The sequence below is a fragment of the Exiguobacterium sp. EA-TM-5 genome, assembly GCF_053878415.1.
The window spans coordinates 2,678,616-2,704,281 of sequence record NZ_CM132670.1 but is presented as its reverse complement, the minus strand read 5'-3'; the positions used below and the strand labels follow the sequence as shown (position 1 = coordinate 2,704,281).

The following is a 25,666-nucleotide window of genomic DNA, read 5'->3' as shown; positions in this document are numbered from 1 at the left end:
ATCAATGAATGGAAAGATAAATGGGGGAGCAGCTATGCTGGATTTAGCTACGGTTCCAATGAACCAACCTGTCGTAATGACCAATATGAATCAAATCGACGATCGATTGCGTCGGCGACTACTTGCGCTTGGTTTTTATGAAGGATGTCCAATCATCGTTCGACGAAAAGCCATATTTCAAGGTCCTATGACAATCGAACAGCAGGATCATCACCAAATGGTTGCTATCCGTCGGAGTGATGCGAAACGAATTGAGGTGTATATGCCATGACGACGCAACGCATTGCCTTGCTCGGAAATCCGAATACCGGAAAAACGTCTTTGTTCAATCGGCTGACGAATTCCTATGCACACGTCGGTAACTGGTCAGGTGTCACGGTGGATAAAAAAATCGGACAACTTCGAGGAAATCGTGGACAATTGATCGATCTACCTGGTGTGTATGATTTAGATCCATTGTCGGCAGATGAAGCAGTCGTTGCCCGATTTTTAATGGAGGATTCCTTTGACTCCATGATTAATATCATCGATGCTTCACAGCTCGAGCGTAATTTACAATTGACCGCGCAATTACTTGAAATCGGGAAGCCGCTGCAAATTGGTCTAAATATGATGGATGTAGCGGATCATCGCGGAATGAAAGTTGATCCAGTGCGGTTAGCAAACGTCTTACAAGTCGATGTTTTTCCGATCGTTGCTCGAACAGGTGACGGATGTGATGTATTATTGTCTTCCTTACAACAAAAACCACAGCCATTCCTTCATATCGACTATGGTTCTGACACCGAACAGGCGATTGAGGATATCCTCGAAATCGTCGACATGCCAGAAATTGAACGATGGATGGCTGTTCAATATTTAGCGGGAAATCGAGTTTTTGTAGACGTGCTCGAACAACGGACACCACAGATTGCGGTGATTCGTAAACAGTTAGAACAACAATTAGGTCGGTTCGTTCATGCCCACATCACAGAATGTCGCCGGCACTGGGCGGTGGCGACGAGAGCTGCTGTTGTCACAGAAGAACAGTCGGCAAAAACGAACTGGACAGAGCGGATTGACGCTATCGTCACACATCCAGTCTTAGGATTACCGATCTTCTTTGCAATTCTCTATCTCTTGTTTCATGTGACATTTAACTGGATTGGGTCTCCGATGTCGGACTTATTAGATGGATTCATCGCTGGACCATTGTCAAAAGGTCTTGTCAGTCTGTTGAGTACGCTTGGTGCATCACAGTTCATTCAAGATTTGCTTGTTGAAGGCGTAGTTGCTGGAGTCGGCGGTGTTCTTGTGTTCGTCCCACAAATCTTCGTCCTTTTCTTCTTCATTTCGTTTTTAGAGGACTCTGGTTATATGGCACGTGTCGCAATCGTCATGGACCGATTCATGCAAATGGTCGGCTTGAATGGGAAAAGTTTTATTCCAATGATCATTGGGTTCGGTTGTAATGTACCAGGAATCATGGCAGCACGTTCAGTAGAAGAAGAGCGAGAGCGCTTAGTGACGATCTTCATCTCACCGTTTATGTCTTGTTCCGCTCGCTTACCCATTTACGCTGTCTTTGCGGGTAGCTTCTTTGCTACGAATCAGGCACTGGTTGTCTTGTCGCTCTATATCCTTGGGATTGTATTGGCACTGATTGCAGCAAAGGTTTTTTCGAAAGTCTTAGCAGCAGAAGATGCAACAAGCTTGTTCTTAGTGGAACAACCTCCTTACCGGATTCCACAAGGCTTAACCTTATGGCGGAGTACATGGCAAAAGGGAAAAGGGTTTGTTCGAAAAGCAGGAACGTTCATCTTTGGTGGTTCGGTCGTCATTTGGTTACTTGCTTATACAGGACCAGGTGGATTAGACGTCAATATGAATGATAGTTTCCTAGCGATGATTGGTGGTGTGATTGCGACCGTTCTTGTACCGCTTGGGTTTGGAACATGGCAGGCGGGTGCTGCCCTCATTACCGGGTTTCTCGCGAAGGAAGTCGTCGTCTCAACCATGGCCATCATATACGCTGTCAATGAATCGGAGCTTGGTCGGCATATCGCGCAACAGTTCACACCACTCAGTGCGTATAGTTTCATGGTTTTCGTCTTACTCTATGTACCGTGCTTAGCGACTGTCGCTGTCATCCGACGCGAAGTCGGGAGCGCGAAATGGACGTGGATTGCTAGCTTATATGGCTTATTCGTTGCCTATGGGGTAGCGTTCATCATTTATCAAACAGGGCATTGGTTGGGATTCGCTTAAGGGGGGAGAACAGATGCATTTCATTGATATACTTATCGGACTGATCGTATTCGGATATGCTGGATTTTCACTTATTCGCTTTACGAAAAAAGCGAAAAAAGGGAAATGTGCGACGTGTGAAGTAGAGCCGACATGCGAGACAGCATGCGATGAGGTCAACTGGGATCGTGTGATCGCAGAAGCCTTAAAAAAATAATCAAAAACCGTTCTCTTTCTGCATGAAGCAGTCAGAGAACGGTTTTCCTTTGGATTAGAAAAAACGTTCCACGAGAAATAGATAAATTTTCATCCCGAGAAATACACCAAAAATCCCGACGATGGCTGGGAAAACAGGTGGGGCAGGAATCGGTAATTTCAGTGCGGTGAAAACGACGCCGCAGATAACGCCTGCTAGAAGAGATAATAAGATTTGCTGAAGCATACATGCCGTCCTTTCTGCTGTAAATCAGCATTTGAAGTAAAATACATATTAAAACATGACAAAAGTCATTTGGCATTTTGATCCAGAATGATTTTATCATCCTTCTTTTCGATTGTGATCCATTTTTGCGTCAATGGTGCTGCAAAACTTGGCTTCTGTTTTAGTTTGCTACTTGTATAGTCTTGAATCAGCAACTGTGATTCACAGCTCTGTTTTCCATCCTTCACGTAATGATAGGATCCGTCCGCTGCTTGTTCACGCGACTTGACGTTATCAGCAAGGGCGATTGCGAGACAATCTTTTAGATACTCTTTATGTTCTTCATCCATGATTGGGAACAAAATTTCAATCCGTTTTCGCATATTGCGTGTCATCCAGTCAGCACTTGACCCATACATCAAATCCTGTCCATTGTGGTGGAAGTAGAAAATACGCGAGTGCTCCAAGTAACGATCAACAATCGAGATGACACGAATGTTTTCCGAAACATCTGGAATACCAGGGCGCAGGCAACAGACACCACGAACGATCAATTCAACTTGCACACCGGCGCGAGATGCTTTGTAGAGACGTAAAATAATGTCCTTTTCCGTTAAGCTATTCATTTTCGCGACGATTCGACCGTTTCCGTGTTTTTTATGATGATGGATCTCTTCATCGATCAAAGATAAAAATTTCTCAAGCATTGCATTTGGAGAAGTTTGAATGACATTCCATTCTGGTTGTTCTCCGTATCCAGATAACCAGTTAAAGAAATTCGTCGCATCTTCGGCAATTTCTTCTCGTGCTGTTAATAACCCGACGTCTGTATACAGTTTGGCAGTCGAATCATTATAGTTACCAGTACCAAGATGGACAAAGCGTTGAATTTTACCTTCGTGCAGTCGGACGACAAGCGTAATCTTCGAGTGTGTCTTTAAGTCACTGTATCCATAAATGACGTGTGCTCCGACCTTTTCCAATTGTTTCGCCCATTCGATGTTTTTCGCCTCATCAAATCGTGCCTTAAGTTCAACGAGAACAGTAACTTGTTTGCCGTTTTCTGCTGCTGTTTTCAAGGCTTTAATAATCGGTGAGTCACCGGAAACACGGTACAATGTTTGTTTGATGGCAAGGACATTCGGGTCATTCGCTGCTTGGACGATAAACCGGACGATTGGATCAAACGTATGGTAAGGGTGATGAAGCAGATAGTCACGTTCTAGTAATTGATTGAACAGATTTTTTGAACTATCAAGTGCTGGTGGATCGACTGGCATGATGGTCTGATAAATCAAATGATCATATTCAATTCCGATTTGACTGTAGAAGGCAAAGGAGAACGTCAAATCGATTGGACCATCAACAGCAAAAATGTCGCGCTCCTGTAGATCAAGCACATCCCGTAACATATTTAGCAATTCGGTATTGATGGCCGCTTTTTGGACTTCGAGGCGAATCCCAACGCCCCAACGTCGTTTTTTTAATTCCTTTTCAATCAACTTCAATAAATCGTGCGTTCCTTCCTCGTGAAACGGAAGGTCGGCATTACGGGTGATCCGAAACGGCATGGCAGATAAGACACGATAACCTTTAAATAAACTGTCGATGAACGCGATAATGACGTCTTCAAGCAGGATGACAGCAGTTGTCTCTTCATCTTCAACCGGCAGATCAACGAACCGTGGCAACACACCCGGAACTTGTACAAGTGCTAAATTTCGTCTCGTCCCATCTTCTGCTTCAAGAACCGTTGCGATGTTGAGTGACTTTGAAGAAAGCATCGGGAACGGGCGATAGGCATCGACAGCAACAGGTGTGAGAACAGGAAAGACCTGTTCTCGGAAAAAAGATTTCACATACGTTGTCTGTTCCGAAGTGAGAGCGTTATATTTCAAGAATGTAATGCCCTCGTCTGCTAACGTCTGATTGATCGCTTGGAACGCTTCGTATTGTCGATCGACGAGTTCTTTCGTTTTCGTAGCAATTGCTCGTAATTGTTGTTTTGGTGTCATCTGTTGTTTGTTTTCTGGTTTATTGAATCCGGCAAGTACTTCGTCCTTCAAGCCTCCTACGCGAACCATATAGAATTCGTCTAAATTAGAGCTGAAGATCCCGAGAAACTTAAAGCGCTCCATCAACGGATTTCGGGTATCAAAGGCTTCGTCTAGTACACGTTTATTAAATTGAAGCCAGCTGAGCTCACGATTATTGAAATGCTCTGGTATGTCGAGTTTCATGAAGGAAGATCTCCTTTCGTTTCGAAAGTAATCGTCTGATCAATGATTCGCTCTAGGTGCTTCTTTTGTTTTTCAGCTTTTTCGACTTCGAATCCATAATCATGATCACCTGTATCGAGGACGAATCGGAGATGATCCTTCTCAACGAAAAGTTCCAGGTGATCGACGGCTTTTCGCTCCGTCACATCAAGCGCATGACTTAATTTGAGTAAAGAGCCCAGTAAGTCGAAGCGGTCCAGTGTCTTTTCGGTAAACCAGTCCTTAAATGGCTTCGCTAGTTGTTGCATACGTTTTGCTGAAGAATAAGAGCTGACGAGCGACAAGGCAACGCGGTCTTTATGCGTCATGCCGTTTAATTCGGTATTCGTCAAAAGGTAGAACGTCTGGTCCGATCGCGTATCTGGATTAATGTATTGCCCACAATAAAACAAGCGGCTTGCTGAATCGAGTAATCGTAGATCGGACGCACGTTCTGAAATCAGATCTAACGTAACAAGTTGTCGATACATTGACTTTGCAAGCGTACCAATATATGTTGCGCGATCTCGATTGACCTTATAATCGCTCTCAAGTTGATATAGACTCTGTTCACGTACATTCTCGATTCGACGATAGGCTTCATCCTGAACATCGAATTCATAGAGGAGACCTTCGCGAAGACCAAGATTGCTCATGACGAATTCTTCAGCCTCGATATGATGGGATAACTCTTGGATCGCAATGAGTGCAGGAAGAAAAATATCAATTCGATCCTTCGATAGCCCTTCAATTTTCGATAGCTGTTTTGCCGATTTTCCTTCAAGGTCGTCGACCATCTTCGCCAGTTCCTTTGCTTTGATTTGATATTGGTGAACGCTGCGAAGTGGATAGTCCTGATTCGACTGATGAATCCGGACGAAGTTTCGGGCAGAACCACCGACACCGACTAATGGTAGTTTTTTATCACTCAGCCAAGGAATCGATTCGAATTGTTCACGTAAAAATTTCACCAACTTTTTCTTATCACTACCGCTTAGTGTCTCATCCGAAACAAATTGCCGTGTTAAGGTGACAGCGCCAAACGGAAAGCTGTGATAGGCAACCATTTCGCGATTCTCGATTAAGGTGACTTCCATGGAACCACCACCGATATCAACAGAAAAACCATCCGTCAAGAAGGTCGAGTTAATAATGGCAAAGTAGCCATAGTATGCTTCTTGTTCATCTGTTAAAACTTGAATAGAGAAGGGTGTATTGTCCGTAACAGCAGCAACGATTGTTTCACGATTCGTCGCATTACGGATTGCTGCTGTTGCGACACAGATCGTTTCTTCAACTTCATGTGTGACACCGACCTCGTAAAATCGTTTTAACGTTTCTTCGAGTAACCTGATGCCTTCATCGTCGAGTGCTCCATCTTCATTGATATGAGCGGATAATCGAGCGACGACTTTAATATTAATCTTCTCGATGTAACGACCAGAAGCGATCGGATGGAAGATGACATAACGAATCGAGTTGGAACCGATATCGATGACTGCAAGTTCTTGTTTCAAATGACTCCGACTCCTCTCTGCGATGCGTGCATTAAAAGAATTCCCTCTCTGAACAAGCTAAAAACAGCTAGCTTCTTTCTTTATTGTACCTTGATTTTTTTCATAGGAGGATAGGAAGTTGTCAGAGTTGCACCGATAATTAGCGAACGCTATAATAAGACAGTTGATTAAGACGTAATTATTCCGTTTTACGAAAACGGAAGGAGTGAAAATAAATGGAAACACCAATCATCGAGATCGATCAAGTCAGTTATGACTATCCGGATCGTCGAGTTTTGAATCAAGTCTCGTTTCAGGTCCAGCAAGGGCAATTTTTGGCCATCGTAGGGGAAAATGGATCAGGGAAATCGACGCTGATTAAATGTATCTTAGGCTTATTGCAACCGAAAGGAACGATTCGTTTGTTCGGACAATCCCAATCGCAATTTAATGAATGGTGGCGAATTAGCTATGTCTCACAAAAAGCGGCATCGTTCAACTCGGGTTTTCCAGTAACTGTCGCAGAAGTCGTCGAAATGGGACTTTACGCAAAAAAAGGACTCTTTCGCCGCTTGTCTCGTGATGATCGAGACAAAGTACGGACTGCCCTGGAAACAGTCGGGATGTGGGAACGTCGGGATTCGAAAGTCGGCGATCTATCTGGTGGACAACAGCAACGGGTCTTCATCGCGCGAGCACTCGTCAATGACCCCGATTTAATGATCTTAGATGAACCAACTGTTGGTGTCGATCAACGATACGTAAAAGAATTCTATGAAATTCTAGAAGAACTCCGTCGGGATAAACGTCGGACATTCGTTCTTGTTACGCACGATATCCACTTCGTCAGTAAACTCGTTACGGATGTGATCCATTTAGTTGATGGACGCTTGGGTTGTAACTGTGGGATTAAAGAATACTGGGAACTGGATGAACAGACGATTCGATCACTCTATCCGGTTCCGGGACGCGTTCTCGTTCATGAAGGGAAGAGTGTCCAATGATTGAAGCATTCATGACCTTAAAGTTTTTACAATATGCCTTAGTGGCTGCTATTCTGATCGGATTTACGGCACCATTGATCGGGTCATTCGTCGTCGTCCGACGAATGAGCTTGATCGCAGACGCGTTGTCGCACGTCACGTTAGCAGGGATTGCGCTCAGTCTATTGATCTCTGGAATGGTCGCGCAACTAGCAGATTTAAATCCACTGTATCTAGGGATCGTCACGTCTGTCATCGCGGCATTGACGATCGATTGGTTACGTGCGAAATATAAGCACTTTCAAGAACTTGCGATTCCAATCATCATGGCAACAGGGATGGGGCTTGGTGCGACGTTCATCAGTCTCGCGAATGGATTTTCAATGGACCTTGTCTCATTCTTATTCGGTACGGTCTCGGCTGTTGCTTTGACGGATGTCTACACAATCCTAGCTGTGACAATCGTAGTCGTTATCTTCGTCTTCGCCTTTTATAAGGAGTTGTTGTTTCTATCATTTGACGAGGAGCAGGCACGAGTCTCCGGGATCCGTCTCCGATTGGTGCATATTCTCTTCATGATCGTCGTTGCACTTGTCATTGCGATTAGTATGCGGATTGTTGGGATTTTACTTGTTTCGAGCTTAATTACGTTGCCAGTTGCAGCAGCACTTCGAATCGCCAAAAGTTTTAAGACGACAATCTTTTTGGCTATCGTCTTCGGTGAAGTTGCGACCGTACTTGGACTCATTCTGGCCTATCAGTTTGATTTAGCACCAGGTGGAATGATCGTCTTGCTGGCAGTATTTGAACTGATTATCGTCATGCTTTTGGAACGTTTTTGGATAGGAGGGAAAACACATGAAGACGAACATCGAACAAGCGCGTGAGCGAATGAAGGCTTCCGGGTTTAAAATGACACCGAAGCGTCTCGATTTGTTATCGTATCTGTTTGAAGTGAATCGTTATGTCAGTGCTCGGGAAGTGGCGGAAGCGCTCCGGACATCTCATCCTTCATTAAGTTATGATACGATTTATCGAAACTTGAATGATTTTTCGGGGATCGATCTATTAGAAGTAACGGAATTAGATGGAGAAATGAAATACCGAGCAGCCTGTGCTTCAGGACACCATCATCACCACTTGATTTGTCGAATCTGTGGTAAAACGGAGACATTGAATGTTTGTCCAATGGAGTGGATTTCTCCAGTCCAAGAGACTGGTTTTGAAGTTGAAGATCATAAATTTGAAATCTATGGACGCTGTGCGAATTGTCAACGTATGACGTCTTAACTAGAAGAGAATGTCCACTCGGGCGTTCTCTTTTTTCGTTTTGTAAGACTAGTCCTGTTCAAAACGGGAATAGTCGAACAGAGGTGATGAGAAAATGATTTATGATGCGCAGGAAGCCCGACAAATCGATGAGTGGGCGCGGACATCTGGACTGCCACTTGAAGTGTTGATGGAACGAGCGGGAACTCAAATCGCAACACGTATCAAGGACCGTCATACGAAGACAGATCGAATCTTGATTTTAAGTGGAACAGGCAATAACGGTGGGGACGGTTATGTAATCGGTCGCGAACTTTTACGCGACGGTTTTGATGTCACGCTATTCGCACCATTTGGAGAGAGTCGTTCTGATACTTCAACTATCCATGTCCGTTATGCAGAAGCATTCGGACTCGTAACGGAACAGCCATGCGGTCAGTATGACGTTATTTTAGATGCGTTGTATGGAACTGGATTTGATCCAGAGCGCATGAATCAAGTTTTTATAACGCAATGTGAATACGTATCGGAACAAAAACGGCAAGGGGCATACGTTTATGCGGTAGACGTTCCGAGCGGTGTTCCGACCGATCATGCGAAGGAATTCAAGGACATCGCGATTCAGTCCGATGTGACGTTTCAACTGCATGCAGCGAAACGATCTGCTTTTTTATTACGGACCGCTCCCTTTTATGGAAAGTTAGAAACGATTGACATCGGATTACCGACGTTTGGCGAGTGGCATTTATCCACAGCGGATTTGACGGCATTGTTCAAGAGGGAACGGTACGGTCATAAAGGGACGTATGGGACGGCATTATTGATTGGTGGAAGCGATACGATGCCAGGATCGATTCAACTCTCGACAAGGGCAGCCTTACGAACGGGTGTCGGAAAACTTCAAGTTGCAACGACAGCACTTGCCAAACAGGGAATTATCGTTCAGGCGCCAGAAGCGATGGTCATTGATCAAACGTTACCAGCGATTGAAGACATGTTACCTTCTGTATCAGCAGTTGGGATTGGTCCCGGTTTGTCGCAGGAATCAGTTGAGACTTGGGTAGACCATTTGCTTGAAAGTGATCTTCCGGTGATTTTAGATGCCGGAGCATTAGTGAAAAATAGTTACCCTGAACGGACCGCTCCTATCATTGTCACACCGCATATTGGCGAGTTTGCTCGAATGACGAATCAAAATGTAACGATTATTCAAGACGATCTATTTGGTCAAGCAACAGACTATGCCGTTTTGCATCAAGTGACCGTCGTCTTGAAGTCACATGTCATCATAATCGCAAAACCGGATGGGGGTGGGTTTGTCGTCTCTGGTGCATCAAGTGGACTTGCTAAAGGGGGGAGCGGCGATACCTTATTCGGCATACTGACGAGTCTTCTTGCTCAACATCCAAAAGGCAATATCGAAAAAATACTAGCACAGGGAGCACAGTGGTATGCAGAGGCCTCAAAACAAGTCGAACGACGCTTACATCCAAGTAGCTTGCTTGCGACAGATGTCATTGAAGAGTTAGGACGACTAGGGTTGTAGAATATAGACAGAAAAGTCTTCCGTTGCACGAATGAGGGGAGACTTTTCTTTTTAGGAAATAATTGACACATTCTATTTGACAGGAGTATCATCAAGCGATGTCGAAACCTATATACGAAAATTCTGACGGAAAGGAGGCAAGAATTTGGAGGAAATCGTTCGAAAACAACAATGGTGGATTGGAAATTTTGCATTGTTCATGATGGCTGTTGGTGCCCTGATTATTTATACGACGACGGAAGAGACAATTAAGAATGCATATTTAAGTCGTTCTGTCATTATTTCATTTTTAGTCATCATGGGTTTATTCATTTTTTATATCAGTCGTCGCAAAATGGGATTAGTTCTTCAAACACACTTACTGTCTTTAATGCTGCTCGTCGTTCCCATTACATCGATTAGCTTTTTACCGTATGGGGCAGTTACAGTTTGGGCAAGTAGCTTCTTATTTTTAATGATTGCTTTAATCTCCTATCAACGCATCATGATGTGGTATGCGATTTTTGTTACCATTGCAACCAGTTTGTATGTCATGTGGAATGTACAGGCGGTAACGGTAGAAATTGATCCAACCGACCATTACGGACGGATTGGAATGATCGTGATCGGTGTAACGATTGCCCTTGTCATCAACCACCTGCATATTCGGAACTTAAATCGGTTGAACGATCTCGCGACGCAATTACACGATACAGCGCGCCGTGATGAAGAAACAGGTGTCTTGAATCGCCAAGGTTTAAATGAAATTGATTTTCCAAGATCCGAACAACAGCTTATTTTTGTCGGTATTCATTTAGAAAACTATTATGAGTTAGCACGGTATTTCGGAGAAGACATGCAGTCACAAGTTTTGCGTGCTTGCATCGATCGGCTCAAGCAAAAACTACCTCCTCACCAAGCATTTGCTCGGATTGAAGCAGGGACATTATTGATTGTCATGGAAAAGCCGGACGAGGTCGCGTGTAAGGAAGCAATGGAGGAGTTAAGCCAAGAAATTTCTGTTCCATATGAAATCGAGGGACATCATGTTTACGTCAACATTTCCATTGTTATCGATAACGGAGAAGGAGTGACTGGCAATCGGAAGCGTCGGGTACAGCAATTGTTAACTGCATTACAAGAAGCAGCGCAACAAAATGAGCGACTGATGTGTATCGACCAAGCATGGCGCATGGATCAAGAATTACGTGTTAAGGCTGCTCAATCGTTAGCACAGGCAAATATCGAAACAGACTTTCATCTGGTCTATCAATTACAGTATGATGTTCAATCAGAGCAATTCATTGGTCTTGAGGCATTGGTCCGATGGAAGACGGAGCTAGAGGGAGCCGACCGACCATCCGTGTTCATCCCGATTGCTGAAAAAAGTGATTTGATCATTCGGCTAGGAGAATGGATTTTTGAGGAAAGCTGTAAAACACGCAAAGCATTGGTGGGTCTTGTTCCTGATCAGTTTACATTGTCCGTTAACGTATCACCGCGACAATTAACAAGTGAGTCGTTCATGCCATTCATCGAACGAACGTTACTTAAGTATGCATTAAAGCCGCAACAGATTAAGATTGAAATTACAGAGAGTCAATCACTTGATTTTGAGAGTCAGTCGATTCATCGTGCACTGAAACGAATCAAAACGCTTGATTTCCCAGTGTCACTCGATGATTTTGGGACCGGTCATGCATCCTATCACGTTCTTGAACGTTTATTACCGTTACGTCAATTAAAGATTCCGAAGCAATTCATCGAACAAATTGGTGAATCGGAGAAGCGGCAGTCTATTCTCGAATCCATTTTTCAATTGAGCCAATCGATGCATGTCGAGTGTATCGTTGAGGGTGTAGAGACAGGAGAAGAAGTACGCATTGCGAAGGACATTGGCATTCATCTATTCCAAGGCTATTTCTTTGCTAAACCGGTCCCACTTGAAGAAATCATATGTCTATTACAAAAAGCCACAAAAAACGAATAAGGAAATGATTTGTTAATAAAGCAAAGCCGCTTCAGTCCGACGCATGTTCGGAAGAGAAGTGGCTTTTTTAGTAACTATTTAAGATGAATAGAGTCGATATTGATTTCGACCTTGCGCTTTTGCTTCGTACAGGGCGGTATCTGCCTGTTTAAAGACTATTTCAGTAGGCTGTTGATGAGCAAAAGCAATTCCAGCGGACACCGTAATGGATACGGCATGATCTTGCATGACGAATGGTGTTTGCTGAACAGCTACTACGATCGTCTCAGCTAGAGCACCAGGAGGATGTAATTCAATATCTGGAACGATGACGATGAATTCTTCACCACCGTATCGACCGACTGTCACCGGTGCTGGGCAATGTTCATTCAATACAATCGAAAAGTGACGCAAGACAGCGTCTCCGACGGCGTGACCATGCGTATCGTTTATTGTCTTGAAGTGATCCAAGTCGAACAAGATGACCCCCCAAGAAGCCGTACTCTTTTCAAGTGTCGTGACTTTTTCTAAAATGACATGTCGATTCGCAAGCCGTGTCAATTGATCGGTCGAAGCAAGGTAGGATTGATAGGAGTATAGAACAAAATGTTGCTGAAGGAGCGAAGACAAACGATAAAACAAAACGGCTCCACCAATCGTTAAAATGAAATACGGAATATAAATCGTTTCCCAGGCATCCGCTGGAGAGTTACTCATAATCAAGCGCCATAGGACAAGTAAAGAACCGAATGTGACGATGGTAGAAAAGAAGTAACCCTGTCGCTTAATGAAACGTCTGCAAATAAAAGAAAGTACTAAAAATCCAAGTAGAGTGATGACGGAACTAAACAGAGCGTTTAGTGAATCTCCGTTATCAATCAAAAATCGATAGATCAAGAGCATCAATCCGGTCACTGCAATACTGACATTCCCACCGAATAACGCAGATAAAGCGAGTGGCAACAATCGTAAATCAATTAATGCTCCATTTAAATCGATTGCATGATGCATAAGTAGAATACCTGTTACTCCATTGGCCAGTCCGAAATAGAGACGAGTAGAAATCATCGAGTCAGGTTGAATCGGTAAACGATCACGCAGTAGATAGAAAGTAAACGTAGAAATAAGAAAGATAATACAGATATTAATAAAAAAGATATTCACGGTAGCAAGCATTATGAAGCCCTTTCTTTTTTGAAATCTAAATCTAATGCCATTGTACGATATCTAATCATCCAATAACATTGAAAATGGAAAAAACAGCCTAATCGGCTGTTTTATCGGATTGGTGCGAATTTATGAATCTCTTTAACGGCTTCATTCCATGAGGCTACACGGATGACATTACTCGGTAAGGCTTTACGGTTATAAGGAGCGTCAAACAAGATAACAGGAATAGAGGTATCTTCCGCAATTTGAACCGCATTCTCTAAGCGATCTTCCATGAACAGATCAAGTGATAGATCACGTACGACTTGAACCTTGTCGTGTGATCCCGTCATGATCAAAGAATCAAGAGGAAGTTCGTGTTGCTTGATCCATTCTTCTGTTACGGGACGAACGAGCTCTGATCGTGCTGTCACGTAGTGTAAATCATATTGTTTCCGCAAATTCCATAAATGGTGGCGGACATGTTCTTGAGGGATTGATTCCCGATAAATACCTGTCTCATGACCGGAGTTGACCATGTAGTCCCAAAATTCAATTTGATTCATATCGGTATACGTATGCAGTTCGTATTCAGACGCTTGATTGAAATCAATCGAAGTGCCGAGATATTTATTCATGTAAGTGAAGCAAGAGGATGGATGTGTGATTGTTCCATCGATGTCGATTCCAATTTTCATTTACAGTCACCCACGTTCTAAGAATTTTCTTCACTTAGTATAACATAGTCGAAATCGAGATACGAAAAAAGACTCCTCATGAGAGAGGAGCCTTCATTTTATGCGTGGTTTGCTTTTTCAGCTTCTTTTTCAGCCTGTTTTTCGAGAACGATGGCATCGATTTCTTTTTTCAATTCTTCGACCATTGTTGCTTCCGGTACTTTACGGATGATTTCTCCGTGACGGAACAACAAGCCTTCGTTACGTGCTCCAGCAATCCCGATATCGGCTTCGCGTGCTTCCCCAGGACCGTTAACCGCACATCCGAGAACAGCAACTTTGATATTGGCTTGGATGTTTTCGATGTAGTCTTCGATCTCTGCAGCGATCGACATTAAATCGATTTCGATTCGACCACATGTCGGACATGAAATCAATGTCGCTGCGTTCGCCGCAAGACCGAATGATTTCAAGACTTCTTTTGCAACCTTTACTTCTTCGACAGGGTCTGCTGAAAGAGAGACACGAACCGTATTTCCGATTCCGCGTGATAGGATCGCGCCAAGTCCAGCTGCTGATTTCAATGAACCAGAACGAAGTGGACCGGATTCTGTAATCCCGACGTGAAGAGGATAGTCGAACGACTCAGAAGCGAGTTGATATGCTTCAAGCGCCAACTGTACGTCAGATGCTTTGAGCGAAACGATGATATCGTGGAAATCAAGATCTTCAAGAATCTTAATGTGGTGCAAGGCACTCTCGACCATACCACGTGCTGTCGGGTAGCCGTATTTTTCAAGAATATGCTTTTCAAGGGAACCAGCGTTTACTCCAATGCGAATCGGAATGTTTTTCGCTTTTGCTGCTGTAACGACAGCTTCGACTTTTTCACGACGACCGATATTACCTGGGTTAATCCGGATTTTATCGACGCCGGCTTCGATTGCCATGAGCGCAAGTTTATAGTTGAAGTGGATGTCTACGACAAGCGGAATGTTGATTCGGCTTTTGATTTCTGCAAGTGCGAGCGCATCACGTTCTTCTGGACAAGCGACACGGACGATTTGGCAACCAGCTTCTTCAAGACGTAGGATTTCAGCGACTGTCGCTTCGACGTCGTGTGTTTTAGTTGTCGTCATACTTTGGATGATGACTTCATTATTTCCACCAATGACAAGGTCCCCTACACGAACGGGACGAGTCTTAGAGCGATGGACCATTTTCGGCATATCGAAAATCTCCTTTTGTGGCATACCGCCATATTGTTTATGTTTACCTTTTCTATCATATCGAACTATTCCCTAAAAATCGAGAAACAAGAACGAAAATCGAACATTTACAATTGTTTAATGAAAGAAAGGTGTCCGTCAATCCGTCGGACGCCTGATTTTTGTATACATTAAGCTCTGCGTGAAGAACGAGGCTTTGAGGAACGGGCGATCCACAACGGTACCAATGTATAGACGAAGTGACCAATCACGAGTAATCCGATCCCGGAACGTTGATAACCAAGTTGATAAAGAAGCATACCGAGTGGGAAAGACCACAGATTCGTTGCGATTGTATAAGGAAACGTCTGACGATATGCCCATGGACGAGGAAGTAGCAGTCGAACAAACCCCTTCGTCAGATAGGCCATGAAAAGCAGATAAAGTAATACGGCAATCGCGATGAAGATGAAATGAAGAATGAACCAGATAACGATCGGGATATTTTTTTGTAAAAAGAAGGAATCGATAATCGTCGTCCAAAGTGAAATCCAAGATAATCCACAGAAATAAAGGGAAACATCCGCTAAGCGAAGACGTAAAAACGAGCGATTTGGAATTAGCGAAGTTTGTAAGTAATTAATCAGTTGACGTAAAAAAGACAATAATATCACTCTTTCTATTGTTTTATAACAGATTTTTTAAATGGATTTAACGTTGATAAATAAAGGTTTTTTTTGTTTTAGTACAGATTAATAAAACCTTAACAAATGGATGTTTAAAAAACTGTTTACAAGTTCACTAGACCTTTACATAATAGGGGAGTCGAAAAAATAAACTTTACAAACACATCAATCCACATCAAATAAAGGAGCTGGCAAGATGAACTATGATTTGCAGGAAATGATATTCACCTTCATTGGTGGACTCGGGATTTTCCTTTTCGGTATTAAGTATATGGGAGATGGGCTCCAAAAAACAGCAGGAGACCGATTACGTTATATCCTTGATAAATACACGACGAATCCATTCTTAGGTATCTTAGCAGGTATCGTCGTAACGATTTTAATTCAATCGTCATCCGGTACGACCGTCATCGTCGTCGGACTTGTTAGTGCGGGTCTGATGAATTTAAGACAGGCAATCGGAGTCGTCATGGGGGCAAACATTGGTACGACGATCACTGCCTTCATCATCGGCTTTAACGTCAAGGAAGCAGCACTTCCGGCAATCGCGATTGGTGCGTTCTTGATCTTCTTCTTCAATAAAGAACGTGTTCAGTATATCGGACAGATTTTCTTTGGCTTCGGTGCACTTTTCTACGGTTTGACATTGATGGGTGACGGGATGGCACCGCTCGAAACGAGCGTTTGGTTCCGTGAGTTGACTGTTTCGATGTCGGATAATCCATTACTTGGTGTCTTCGTCGGAACAATCTTTACCGTGCTTGTTCAGTCGTCGTCTGCAACAATCGGTATTTTACAAGAGTTGTACTCAGGTGGCATGATCGATATCAAAGCAGCACTACCGGTCTTGTTCGGTGATAATATCGGAACAACGATTACGGCGGTTCTCGCAGCGCTTGGAGCGTCAATTGCAGCTAAGCGAACAGCAGCGGCGCATGTCATCTTCAACATTATCGGAACGATATTGTTCTTAATTGCCTTACCAATTTTCTCGAGTTTTATCACGTGGATTACAGGTGCACTTGGCTTAGGTCCGAAGATGCAAATTGCCTTCGCACACGGAACATTCAATGTCGTTAACACATTGATTCAGTGCTGGTTCATCGCGCAAATCGCATGGCTCGTTCAAAAAATCGTTCCGGGTACGGATACGACGATCGATTCAAAACCACGTCATCTTGATCAAAACATTTTGAACCAGTCTTCTTCACTTGCTTTGAATCATGCGAAGCTTGAAGTCTTACGTATGGGAGAATTCTCGAAAGACGCCCTTGCGAAAGCGCACCGATACACGCAATCGCATGATAAGAAAGATGTAGCAGAATCACAGCAGATTGAATATGCAATCAACCACTTGAACACAGAAGTCACGAACTATCTTGTTAAAGTAGCAGCACATGATTTATCAGAACGTGAATCAAACGATCATTCGTTACTGATGCATGCGGTTAATGATTTTGAGCGAATCGGTGATCACGTTGAGAACATCGTCGAATTGGTCGACTTCCAAATCGTCAACCGGATCCAATTCACGGATGCTGCGAAGCAAGAGCTAGATGATATGTATGCCTTGACACAAGAAATCGTCGATTGTGCCGTTCGCGCCGTCGAAGAGGATGATGTCACACGAGCTCGGAAAGTTCTGGAACTCGAAGGCAAACTCGATGCACTCGAACGTTCATTCCGTAAGCATCACGTCCTTCGTGTTAACGCTGGCGAATGTACGGGACAAGCGGGAATGATCTTCGTCGATCTCTTGTCGAACCTCGAACGAATCGGCGATCACGCTGTCAACATCACGGATCTCGTCCTTGAACAGCGGACAGCATTAACGAATTAAGCAAAATACGATTTATCTATGACAGCTGATTTCAAAAAATGAAATCAGCTGTTTATTTTTTTGAAATAGCATATTGACAAGAATCGTCACATCTCGTAATCTAGTAAGAGTAAAGCAACATACATCATGGCGGTGTAGCTCAGCTGGCTAGAGCGTACGGTTCATACCCGTGAGGTCGTGGGTTCGACTCCCTCCGCCGCTACTATTACTTAAGGACCCTTAGCTCAGCTGGTTAGAGCTGACGGCTCATAACCGTCCGGTCGCAGGTTCGAGTCCTGCAGGGTCCATTCAGTAGAACGCTCCTCGTCATGAAACGAGGAGCGTTTATTTTTGTTCCTCCGGGGAATAGTAAAGATATTGTAATAATATTCATACTATAGTAACTAAGGGAGAGCGAAGAGAGATGGAACGTAACCATACGATGATGCAGTTTTTTGAGTGGCATGTAGAGAATGATGGGAAGCACTGGCAACGCTTGAAAGAGCGGGCGCCTGAGTTACGTGCTGCCGGCATCACGTCCGTGTGGATTCCACCGGCGTCAAAGGGTCAATCAGATGAAGATACAGGATATGGCATCTATGACGTTTATGATTTAGGTGAATTTGATCAAAAAGGAACAGTCCGTACGAAATACGGTACGAAGGACGAACTCGTCGAAGCGATTCAAGTTGCTCGTGAGAACGATATCGCCGTCTATGCGGATGTCGTCATGAATCATAAAGCAGCAGCCGATGAACTCGAGACAATCAATGTCGTAGAAGTCCATCCAGAAGATCGTTCTAAAGAAATTTCAGAAGAATTTGAAATCGAAGCATGGACAAAGTTTACGTTCCCAGGTCGTAACGGTAAATATTCAGATTTCATCTGGACACATGAATTCTTTAATGGAACAGATTTTGATGCCCGTGAGGAAAAAACCGGTGTCTTTAAAATTTCCGGAAAAAATAAAGACTGGAACGATCAAGTCGATGATGAGTTTGGAAACTATGACTATTTGATGTTTGCGAACATTGATTATAATCACCCGGAAGTCCGCGAAGAAATGATTCGATGGGGTCATTGGTTCCAGGAAACAATTGATTGCCAAGGTTTTCGACTTGATGCGATTAAACACATCAACTATGAATTCGTTCATGAATTCGCAAAATCGATGATTGAAAAAAGTGAAGGTGACTTCTATATGGTCGGCGAGTTCTGGAAATCCGATCTCGATGATTGCCGTCATTTCCTCGATAGTGTCGACTACACGATCGATTTGTTCGATGTTCCACTTCATTATAAGTTCCATGAAGCTTCGAATCAGGGACAAGACTTTGATTTAACGACATTATTTGCTGACACACTTGTTGAATCACATCCGACGAACGCCGTCACGTTTGTCGACAATCATGATTCACAACCAGGTGAATCACTCGAATCATGGGTAGATGACTGGTTCAAACAGCATGCTTATGCATCGATTTTACTTCGTAAAGACGGCTATCCATGTGTCTTCTATGGTGATTATTATGGTGTTCAAGGACCACACCCAGTAGAAGGTAAAAAAGAAATGATCGATGCTTTATTGTATGCGCGTTATCACAAAGCATATGGTGACCAAGAGGATTATCTTGATGATCCGCATTGCGTCGGATGGGTTCGTCGAGGCGTTGAAGAAATCGAGAACTCTGGCTGTGCTGTCTTGCTATCGAATGCTGATATGTGTGAAAAGCGCATGTTCGTCGGTGAAGAACGTGCGGGACAAGAATGGTTTGACTATACGAATCATCAAGATCACCCTGTCGTGATCGATGAAGAAGGATTCGGTGTCTTCCCGGTTCCGGGTGGTGGCGTCTCAGTTTTTGCTCCACGAGAAGTCGAGTAAATCCGAGGGTCTTGACTTGCGTCAACACATGTTCTTTTGCTAGTCTTAAAGGGTATTGAAGTTTTCGAAAATAGTACAAAGGGGGACATGAACATGTCAAAATTTGAATTACCAGAACTCGGCTACGCTTATGATGCGCTTGAGCCACATATCGATGCTCGTACGATGGAGATTCACCACACGAAACACCACAACACGTATGTCACGAACGTGAATGCGGCGCTTGAGGGTACAGAACATGAAGGAAAGTCACTTGAAGAACTTCTTCAAAACTTGGATGCTCTCCCAGCAAACATTCAAACGGCAGTCCGTAACAACGGTGGCGGTCACTGGAACCATTCATTCTTCTGGAAATTGTTGAAGAAGAACGATGGAGCTGCTCCAACAGGGGAACTCGCAACAGCAATCGACGAAGCATTCGGATCATTCGATGCGTTCAAAGATGCGTTTGCAAAAGCAGCAACAACTCGCTTTGGTTCAGGTTGGGCTTGGCTAATCGTTGACGGTGGAAAACTGGAAGTCGTTTCGACACCAAACCAAGATACACCGGTCATGGAAGGTAAAACACCAATCCTCGGTCTTGATGTTTGGGAACATGCGTATTACCTCAACTATCAAAACCGTCGTCCTGATTACATCAATGCGTTCTTCAACGTTGTTGATTGGGATCATGTAGCGAAGCTTTACGCTGACGCGAAGTAATCTGAAAATGGCGTATCGTTCAATTGTGAACGATACGCTTTTTTTAATGCGGAAAATCATGGGATAGGTTGTTATGGAAAGTTTCCTTCTATATAATGAAACAAGATGACTTTTGAACGATAGGGGAGTACGCCATGGCTAAACGAATCACTGTACGAGGAAGACGGCGTAATCATCTGCCGCTTCGTCTGAATTTAATGTTCTTCGTCGTTTTTTTATTGTTTGCGATTTTGATTTTCCGTCTAGGAGTCGTACAAATCGTTAATGGTGAGAAAATTTCGAGGGAAGTCCAAAAAACAGAAATGATCGCATCGAAATATGAAGTACCGCGCGGAAAGATTTATGACCGAGACGGTCGTCTTCTTGTTGATACGATTTCTAAATACTCAATCGTCTATCGCCGGGCACAAACGACGAAAGTCGATGAACGAATTGAAATTGCGCAACGTCTTGCGGCAATCATTGATTTACCGAAAAAAGACTGGAAAGTTACGGAACGAGATGTGAAAGACTTCTGGGTAGCGACGAATACGAAGGAGTCCGATCGTCGTTACCAAGCAGCCGTCAAAAAGAAGTATCCTTCAGTAGAAGCGCAAAGTAAGCTTTCGATTCCGGAGCAAGATCAAATTCGTTTAGATGCTATCACAAAAGAGGATATCGATTACGATGATCAAACGATGGAAGTCATCGCGATCAAACACAATATGGAAGTTGGTTATGCGCTTGATCCGCAGCTCGTCAAACTCGGTGCGTCTGCAAAAGAGATGGCGATTATTGATGAGAACCTAGAAGATCTGAAGGGTGTATCAGTCGAACCGTTTTATGAACGGTCTTATCCGTATGAAGGAACACTCCGGAACATCTTCGGTAAATACTCGAAGATTCCAGCAGAACAACAAGCCGAGTTCAAAGCAAAAGGCTATAGCTTGAATGACCGTGTCGGAACATCATTCCTCGAGCAACAATACGAAGACCTGCTACGCGGGAAACCGGCATACGATGTGTATGAAACGTTCAATGGAGAACCGGTCGGTGATCCAAAACGCGAGGAAGGCGAGTCTGGTAAAGATCTCGTTCTGACTGTTGACGCGGAATACAATAAACAAGTCGACAAAATCATGCAACAAGCAATCAAAATGGGTCGTGGAATGGGCAGTCGTTATTTAAAAGAAGGATATGCTGTCGTCATGAATCCGCAGACAGGTGAGATTTTAGCGATGTCTGGTCAAAAGTTGGATCCTGCAACCGGTAAGTTTTCGGATGTAGCGATCAACAACGTATTGACTTCACTTCAAATCGGTTCGACGATCAAAGGTGCAACGGTTGCGATGGGACTCGAAGAAGGTGTCATTCGTCAAAATGAAGTCATCAACGATGCTCCAATTACAATTGGTGGTACTAAAAAAGGATCGTATGTCAATATGGGTCCGATCACAGATTTAACTGCACTTGAACGATCGTCCAACGTCTACATGTTCAATATTGCGATGCGAATGGCCAAGTATCCAAGTAACGGTATTGCCGGAGCTAGTGTCGATGGAGCTGCTGCAATCATGCAGAACTACTACAGTCAGTTCGGGCTTGGTGTGACGACGGGTGTTGACTTACCGTATGAAGCAAAAGGTGTTCAAGGGACACCGGACCGTGTTACTTTACTCATGGACCGAGTCATCGGACAGTATGACGCCTTTACACCTCTACAAGTCGCGCAATACATCTCAACGCTTGCGAATGGTGGTTATCGTGTTCAGCCACACTTCCTAAAAGAAGTACTGGCTTCAAATTCAATTGAAAAAGGAACTAAAAAAGTCGATTACAGCTTTAAGACGAATTATTTGAACCGGATTGAAGTGAGTCAAGATAATATCGACCACGTCCGTGAAGGATTACATCGTGTCGTTAAAGGTGAGCGTGGTACGGCGAAAGTCATCGCGCAAACAGGAATCGATGCTGCCGCGAAAACGGGTACAGCACAGGTTAGTGTCTATGGTGATGACGGAATCGCCTTACGTGACGGAAGCGGACAACCAGTTCGTTCATTGAACTCGAATCTCGTTGGCTGGGCACCGTATGATAATCCAGAGATGGCATGGGCCGTGTTCCTTCCTTATATGGAACAGGAAACAGTCAACTCGAAAATCGGTCATGACCTTGTCAAAGCATATTTCAATGTCAAGGACGTACCGTGGCAAACTAAGCCAAATTAACTAGATGGAAGACGAGAGTGATTATTCACTCTCGTTTTTTTGTTTGTATTGACCTTTTTTTCTAATGGATTTCGAATTGTAAACACTAAAAAACACACCTTTACAATTCTTTTACGTTGGATTCATTTCGTTTTAATAGTTCATCCGTAGTATAAGTCTTGTAAGGAAAACGGATAAAAAGTCGTAGCATCGTCAGCGACATACTTTCGAGGAGGAAAATTAATCATGTCTTGGATGAAAAAAACAGCACTCATCACAACGGTAGCATCAATCGCAGTAGTGGGGGCAGCATGTGGTAACGATAAAGGCGGTTCTGCTAGTTCATCTGATTTAAAAGGAAAAATCGCAATCGACGGTTCTTCTACAGTCTTCCCGATCATGGAAGCTGTCGGTGAAGAATATTCGACTGAGCAACCTGATGTTGACGTTACAGTCGGTGTTTCTGGTACAGGTGGTGGATTCAAACGATTCGTCGTTGGTGAAACAGATCTTTCAAATGCTTCGCGTGAAATCAAAGAAGAAGAAGCAGCTGAAGCAAAAAAGAATAACATTGAATATACAAAACTTGCACTCGCATATGATGGTTTGACTGTCGCAGTCAGTAAAGAAAACACATGGGTAAAAGAACTTACGATGGACCAACTTGAAAAAATCTGGCTCGATCCAAACGTCAAGACGTGGAAAGATGTTGATTCTTCTTATCCGGCTGAACCATTGAAATTCTTCAGCCCAGGGAAAGATTCAGGAACGTTCGACTTCTTCTCGGAAAAAGTACTTGAGAAGAAGGACATGCGAAAAGACGTTCAATTATCTGAGGACGATAACGTTCTTGTTAAGGGTGTCGAAGGAACGAAAGGTGCTATTGGTTACTTCGGATATGCATACTACGCAGAGAATAAAGATAAGTTGAAAGAAGTTCCACTTTCTGCTGAAGGAAAAGATGCAGTTGATCCAACACCAGAAACAATCAAAGATCTTTCGTATCCACTGGCACGTGAAATTTACACGTACGTCAATAACAAATCAATGAAAGATAAAAAACAAGTCGCAGATTTCGTGAAATTCACGAACGAAAACGCTGGTGATCTTGCTGAAGAAGTCGGATACATCAAAATGCCGCAAGATCGTTACGATGAAAACGCAAAAGCAATTGAAGATGCAATGAAATAAATCATTGAGTCATGAAGATGGCCCAACCGGGGAAGTCTGTACCGGTTGGGTCACATTCTCATGTCAAGAAGAGTAGGGAGTGAAGAAGGATGAGTTCAACACAAAACAAATCGGTTCGCGAGCTGATTCAACAGAACCGACAACAAAAATACAGTATGAAAAACGTCATGGAACGCGTCATGCCGATCGTGTTATTCCTTTGTGCGTTCGTCTCGGTCGTTACGACCATCGGCATCATTCTCACGTTAGTCATTGAAACAGAGCATTTCTTCGAAGTTGTTCCGTTTAAGGAATTCTTCGGTAGTACGAGCTGGTATCCACTCAACTCACAACCTGAGTATGGAATTTGGCCACTTGTCGTCGGAACGCTTGAGATTACCGTGATTGCGATGCTAGTTGCCGTGCCGATCGGCCTCACGTCTGCGATTTATTTAAGTGAGTACGCGTCAGACCGCGCACGCCGTATCTTAAAACCAATTCTTGAAGTATTAGCAGGTGTTCCAACAATCGTCTTCGGATTCTTCGCATTGACGTTCGTTACACCATTACTCGTCAAGTTGATTCCAGGTCTGCAAATCTATAATGCGCTCAGCCCGGGGATTGTCGTCGGGATCATGATCATTCCGATGATTGCTTCGATTTCTGAGGATGCGATGAGCTCTGTACCGAAGAAAATTCGTGACGGTGCGCTCGCCCTCGGTTCGACCCGCCTTGAAGTTGCATTGAAAGTTGTCGTTCCAGCTGCCTTGTCAGGTATCATTGCATCAATCGTTCTCGGAATGTCACGTGCAATCGGTGAAACGATGATCGTGACGATCGCTGGTGGTTCGAATCCAACAGCAGCAGTTGATCCACTTGAGCCAGTCCAGACAATGACAGCATATATCGTTCAGGTCGCCTTGGGTGATGCTGGATTTGGAACAGTCGAATATTACAGTATCTATGCGGTCGGTACACTCTTGTTCGTCTTCACATTAGTGATGAACTTACTTGCGAACTGGATCACACGCCGCTTCAGAGAGGAGTACTAAGATGGCCTTACCAGAAAAGCAACCTGTCTCGAAAAAATTCATCGATCCAGTCGCGGTCAAGAAATCAATTAGCCAGCGACTCGTCGTCAATAACGTCACAAAAGTCATTTTCCTTGCTGGACTGTTCTTCGGTCTCGTCGTCCTAGGTATTCTCCTGTTCGGTGTCATCCGTGACGGTGCTTCATGGTTATCACTTGAATTTCTTCAAAATGCACCATCTCGTCGTGCTGAACGTGCTGGGATTTATCCGGCATTGATGGGATCAATCTTCTTGATGCTCTTAATTATTCCGATGATTTTCATCATTGGTGTCGGAGCTGCGATTTATTTAGAAGAGTACGCGAAAAAGAGTCGAATGACTTCGTTTATTGAAGTCAACATCTCGAACCTTGCTGGTGTTCCATCGATCGTCTTCGGTTTACTTGGATTGACGTTCTTCGTTCGAAACATGGGCTTCGGTTCAACACTGATTGCTGGAGCATTGACGCTTGCGTTAATGAGTCTTCCAGTCGTCATCGTATCGTCACAAGAAGCGATTCGTGCTGTTCCACAAGCGATGCGTCATGCATCACTCGCACTCGGTGCATCGAAATGGCAAACGACGTTCAAAGTCGTCCTTCCGGCTTCGTTACCGGGTGTCATTACTGGGATTATCTTAGCTGTATCTCGAGCAATCGGTGAGACAGCACCACTTATCATGGTGGGAGCTGCGATTTTTATTGCTCGTGCGCCAGAAAGTATTTTCTCAGAGTTCACAGCACTGCCGATCCAAATCTATAACTGGACAAGTCGTCCGCAAGCAGATTTCCAAGGTCTTGCAGCGGCAGGAATCATCATCTTGATGGTCATCCTCTTGACGATGAACTCGATTGCAATCTGGATCCGGAACCGATTCTCAAAACGTTACTAATCGAACTAGATAGAAGGGATTTCTTTTAAGGAGGAAGACAGATGATGGATATGAAGCTGAACACGAAATCAGTCG

Annotated in this window: 22 protein-coding genes and 2 tRNA genes; 17 read left to right on the top strand and 7 right to left on the bottom strand. The window is 43.8% G+C overall.

The window, feature by feature from the left end; all coding sequences use genetic code 11:
* The first annotated feature begins 34 nt into the window (after positions 1-34).
* From ACV3PA_RS14265 to ACV3PA_RS14255, 3 genes are read left to right on the top strand one after another with little or no spacing between them, the layout of a single operon-like run.
* Positions 35-271 carry a FeoA family protein gene (locus tag ACV3PA_RS14265; protein ID WP_053452759.1) on the top strand — a complete coding sequence of 79 codons (237 nt, stop codon included), beginning with the start codon at positions 35-37 and terminating at the stop codon, positions 269-271.
* Entirely contained in the window at positions 268-2,247 is a 1,980-nt protein-coding gene (feoB, locus tag ACV3PA_RS14260) for a ferrous iron transport protein B (protein ID WP_053452760.1), read from the top strand. The genes ACV3PA_RS14265 and feoB overlap by 4 nt, the downstream gene beginning before the upstream one ends.
* 13 nt (positions 2,248-2,260) lie before the next feature.
* A complete protein-coding gene (locus ACV3PA_RS14255) occupies positions 2,261-2,443 on the top strand; it encodes a FeoB-associated Cys-rich membrane protein (RefSeq protein ID WP_053452761.1) in 183 nt (60 codons plus the stop codon).
* Between the two features lie 54 nt (positions 2,444-2,497).
* On the opposite strand, the gene ACV3PA_RS14250 is transcribed toward ACV3PA_RS14255, so the two are convergent.
* The 3 genes from ACV3PA_RS14250 to ACV3PA_RS14240 form a co-directional block, all read right to left on the bottom strand.
* Positions 2,498-2,668: a XapX domain-containing protein gene (locus ACV3PA_RS14250; protein ID WP_034785920.1), complete on the bottom strand. Its 171-nt coding sequence runs from the start codon at positions 2,666-2,668 to the stop codon at positions 2,498-2,500.
* 65 nt (positions 2,669-2,733) lie between these two features.
* Complete coding sequence (locus tag ACV3PA_RS14245) at positions 2,734-4,887, bottom strand: RNA degradosome polyphosphate kinase (protein ID WP_456125119.1); 2,154 nt, start codon at positions 4,885-4,887, stop codon at positions 2,734-2,736.
* Positions 4,884-6,422 carry a Ppx/GppA family phosphatase gene (locus ACV3PA_RS14240; protein WP_053452763.1) on the bottom strand — a complete coding sequence of 513 codons (1,539 nt, stop codon included), beginning with the start codon at positions 6,420-6,422 and terminating at the stop codon, positions 4,884-4,886. The genes ACV3PA_RS14245 and ACV3PA_RS14240 overlap by 4 nt, the downstream gene beginning before the upstream one ends.
* Positions 6,423-6,637: 215 nt before the next feature.
* Between ACV3PA_RS14240 and ACV3PA_RS14235 the strand changes: the two genes are divergently transcribed.
* The 5 genes from ACV3PA_RS14235 to ACV3PA_RS14215 all read left to right on the top strand — a co-directional run bounded on the left by ACV3PA_RS14235 (position 6,638) and on the right by ACV3PA_RS14215 (position 12,168).
* Positions 6,638-7,405, top strand: a complete 768-nt coding sequence (locus ACV3PA_RS14235; RefSeq protein WP_053452764.1) for a metal ABC transporter ATP-binding protein — start codon at positions 6,638-6,640, stop codon at positions 7,403-7,405.
* Positions 7,402-8,271, top strand: a complete 870-nt coding sequence (locus ACV3PA_RS14230; RefSeq protein ID WP_053452765.1) for a metal ABC transporter permease — start codon at positions 7,402-7,404, stop codon at positions 8,269-8,271. Before ACV3PA_RS14235 ends, ACV3PA_RS14230 begins: the two co-directional genes overlap by 4 nt.
* Complete coding sequence (locus ACV3PA_RS14225; RefSeq protein WP_053452766.1) at positions 8,243-8,674, top strand: Fur family transcriptional regulator; 432 nt, start codon at positions 8,243-8,245, stop codon at positions 8,672-8,674. The genes ACV3PA_RS14230 and ACV3PA_RS14225 overlap by 29 nt, the downstream gene beginning before the upstream one ends.
* 94 nt (positions 8,675-8,768) lie before the next feature.
* Complete coding sequence (locus tag ACV3PA_RS14220) at positions 8,769-10,199, top strand: NAD(P)H-hydrate dehydratase (protein ID WP_456125118.1); 1,431 nt, start codon at positions 8,769-8,771, stop codon at positions 10,197-10,199.
* Between the two features lie 145 nt (positions 10,200-10,344).
* Positions 10,345-12,168 carry a bifunctional diguanylate cyclase/phosphodiesterase gene (locus ACV3PA_RS14215; RefSeq protein WP_456125117.1) on the top strand — a complete coding sequence of 608 codons (1,824 nt, stop codon included), beginning with the start codon at positions 10,345-10,347 and terminating at the stop codon, positions 12,166-12,168.
* A 78-nt stretch (positions 12,169-12,246) separates the two neighbouring features.
* On the opposite strand, the gene ACV3PA_RS14210 is transcribed toward ACV3PA_RS14215, so the two are convergent.
* The 4 genes from ACV3PA_RS14210 to ACV3PA_RS14195 form a co-directional block, all read right to left on the bottom strand.
* The gene (locus ACV3PA_RS14210; protein ID WP_456125980.1) at positions 12,247-13,215 is read right to left on the bottom strand and encodes a GGDEF domain-containing protein; all 969 of its coding nucleotides are present in this window, start codon (positions 13,213-13,215) and stop codon (positions 12,247-12,249) included.
* A 209-nt stretch (positions 13,216-13,424) separates the two neighbouring features.
* Positions 13,425-13,994 carry a hypothetical protein gene (locus ACV3PA_RS14205; protein WP_456125116.1) on the bottom strand — a complete coding sequence of 190 codons (570 nt, stop codon included), beginning with the start codon at positions 13,992-13,994 and terminating at the stop codon, positions 13,425-13,427.
* A gap of 98 nt (positions 13,995-14,092) precedes the next feature.
* Entirely contained in the window at positions 14,093-15,202 is a 1,110-nt protein-coding gene (ispG, locus tag ACV3PA_RS14200; RefSeq protein WP_023467533.1) for a flavodoxin-dependent (E)-4-hydroxy-3-methylbut-2-enyl-diphosphate synthase, read from the bottom strand.
* A gap of 170 nt (positions 15,203-15,372) precedes the next feature.
* A complete protein-coding gene (locus tag ACV3PA_RS14195; RefSeq protein ID WP_053452770.1) occupies positions 15,373-15,855 on the bottom strand; it encodes a hypothetical protein in 483 nt (160 codons plus the stop codon).
* Between the two features lie 208 nt (positions 15,856-16,063).
* Here ACV3PA_RS14195 and ACV3PA_RS14190 point away from each other — a divergent pair, with 208 nt between their 5' ends.
* The 9 genes from ACV3PA_RS14190 (at position 16,064) to pstA (ending at position 25,591) form a co-directional block, all read left to right on the top strand.
* Complete coding sequence (locus tag ACV3PA_RS14190; RefSeq protein ID WP_053452771.1) at positions 16,064-17,707, top strand: Na/Pi cotransporter family protein; 1,644 nt, start codon at positions 16,064-16,066, stop codon at positions 17,705-17,707.
* A 128-nt stretch (positions 17,708-17,835) separates the two neighbouring features.
* Positions 17,836-17,909, top strand: a tRNA-Met gene (locus tag ACV3PA_RS14185).
* 11 nt (positions 17,910-17,920) lie between these two features.
* A tRNA-Ile gene (locus tag ACV3PA_RS14180) sits at positions 17,921-17,994 on the top strand.
* Positions 17,995-18,110: 116 nt separating this feature from the next.
* Positions 18,111-19,571: an alpha-amylase gene (locus tag ACV3PA_RS14175; protein WP_053452772.1), complete on the top strand. Its 1,461-nt coding sequence runs from the start codon at positions 18,111-18,113 to the stop codon at positions 19,569-19,571.
* A gap of 93 nt (positions 19,572-19,664) precedes the next feature.
* Entirely contained in the window at positions 19,665-20,273 is a 609-nt protein-coding gene (locus tag ACV3PA_RS14170; protein WP_053452773.1) for a superoxide dismutase, read from the top strand.
* Positions 20,274-20,407: 134 nt separating this feature from the next.
* The gene (locus ACV3PA_RS14165; RefSeq protein WP_053452774.1) at positions 20,408-22,480 is read left to right on the top strand and encodes a peptidoglycan D,D-transpeptidase FtsI family protein; all 2,073 of its coding nucleotides are present in this window, start codon (positions 20,408-20,410) and stop codon (positions 22,478-22,480) included.
* A 225-nt stretch (positions 22,481-22,705) separates the two neighbouring features.
* Entirely contained in the window at positions 22,706-23,650 is a 945-nt protein-coding gene (locus ACV3PA_RS14160; protein WP_456125115.1) for a PstS family phosphate ABC transporter substrate-binding protein, read from the top strand.
* Positions 23,651-23,739: 89 nt separating this feature from the next.
* Positions 23,740-24,681, top strand: a complete 942-nt coding sequence (gene pstC, locus ACV3PA_RS14155) for a phosphate ABC transporter permease subunit PstC (protein WP_053452776.1) — start codon at positions 23,740-23,742, stop codon at positions 24,679-24,681.
* A gap of 1 nt (position 24,682) precedes the next feature.
* Complete coding sequence (gene pstA, locus ACV3PA_RS14150) at positions 24,683-25,591, top strand: phosphate ABC transporter permease PstA (RefSeq protein ID WP_053452777.1); 909 nt, start codon at positions 24,683-24,685, stop codon at positions 25,589-25,591.
* The last annotated feature ends 75 nt before the right edge of the window (positions 25,592-25,666 follow it).

Coding starts and splice junctions, on each gene's coding strand:
- ACV3PA_RS14265 (WP_053452759.1), top strand. CDS start 35: ATGCTGGATTTAGCTACGGTTCCAATGAACCAACCTGTCGTAATGACC.
- feoB (WP_053452760.1), top strand. CDS start 268: ATGACGACGCAACGCATTGCCTTGCTCGGAAATCCGAATACCGGAAAA.
- ACV3PA_RS14255 (WP_053452761.1), top strand. CDS start 2,261: ATGCATTTCATTGATATACTTATCGGACTGATCGTATTCGGATATGCT.
- ACV3PA_RS14250 (WP_034785920.1), bottom strand. CDS start 2,668: ATGCTTCAGCAAATCTTATTATCTCTTCTAGCAGGCGTTATCTGCGGC.
- ACV3PA_RS14245 (WP_456125119.1), bottom strand. CDS start 4,887: ATGAAACTCGACATACCAGAGCATTTCAATAATCGTGAGCTCAGCTGG.
- ACV3PA_RS14235 (WP_053452764.1), top strand. CDS start 6,638: ATGGAAACACCAATCATCGAGATCGATCAAGTCAGTTATGACTATCCG.
- ACV3PA_RS14230 (WP_053452765.1), top strand. CDS start 7,402: ATGATTGAAGCATTCATGACCTTAAAGTTTTTACAATATGCCTTAGTG.
- ACV3PA_RS14225 (WP_053452766.1), top strand. CDS start 8,243: ATGAAGACGAACATCGAACAAGCGCGTGAGCGAATGAAGGCTTCCGGG.
- ACV3PA_RS14220 (WP_456125118.1), top strand. CDS start 8,769: ATGATTTATGATGCGCAGGAAGCCCGACAAATCGATGAGTGGGCGCGG.
- ACV3PA_RS14210 (WP_456125980.1), bottom strand. CDS start 13,215: ATGATTTCTACTCGTCTCTATTTCGGACTGGCCAATGGAGTAACAGGT.
- ACV3PA_RS14205 (WP_456125116.1), bottom strand. CDS start 13,994: ATGAAAATTGGAATCGACATCGATGGAACAATCACACATCCATCCTCT.
- ispG (WP_023467533.1), bottom strand. CDS start 15,202: ATGCCGAAAATGGTCCATCGCTCTAAGACTCGTCCCGTTCGTGTAGGG.
- ACV3PA_RS14190 (WP_053452771.1), top strand. CDS start 16,064: ATGAACTATGATTTGCAGGAAATGATATTCACCTTCATTGGTGGACTC.
- ACV3PA_RS14175 (WP_053452772.1), top strand. CDS start 18,111: ATGGAACGTAACCATACGATGATGCAGTTTTTTGAGTGGCATGTAGAG.
- ACV3PA_RS14170 (WP_053452773.1), top strand. CDS start 19,665: ATGTCAAAATTTGAATTACCAGAACTCGGCTACGCTTATGATGCGCTT.
- ACV3PA_RS14165 (WP_053452774.1), top strand. CDS start 20,408: ATGGCTAAACGAATCACTGTACGAGGAAGACGGCGTAATCATCTGCCG.
- ACV3PA_RS14160 (WP_456125115.1), top strand. CDS start 22,706: ATGTCTTGGATGAAAAAAACAGCACTCATCACAACGGTAGCATCAATC.
- pstC (WP_053452776.1), top strand. CDS start 23,740: ATGAGTTCAACACAAAACAAATCGGTTCGCGAGCTGATTCAACAGAAC.
- pstA (WP_053452777.1), top strand. CDS start 24,683: ATGGCCTTACCAGAAAAGCAACCTGTCTCGAAAAAATTCATCGATCCA.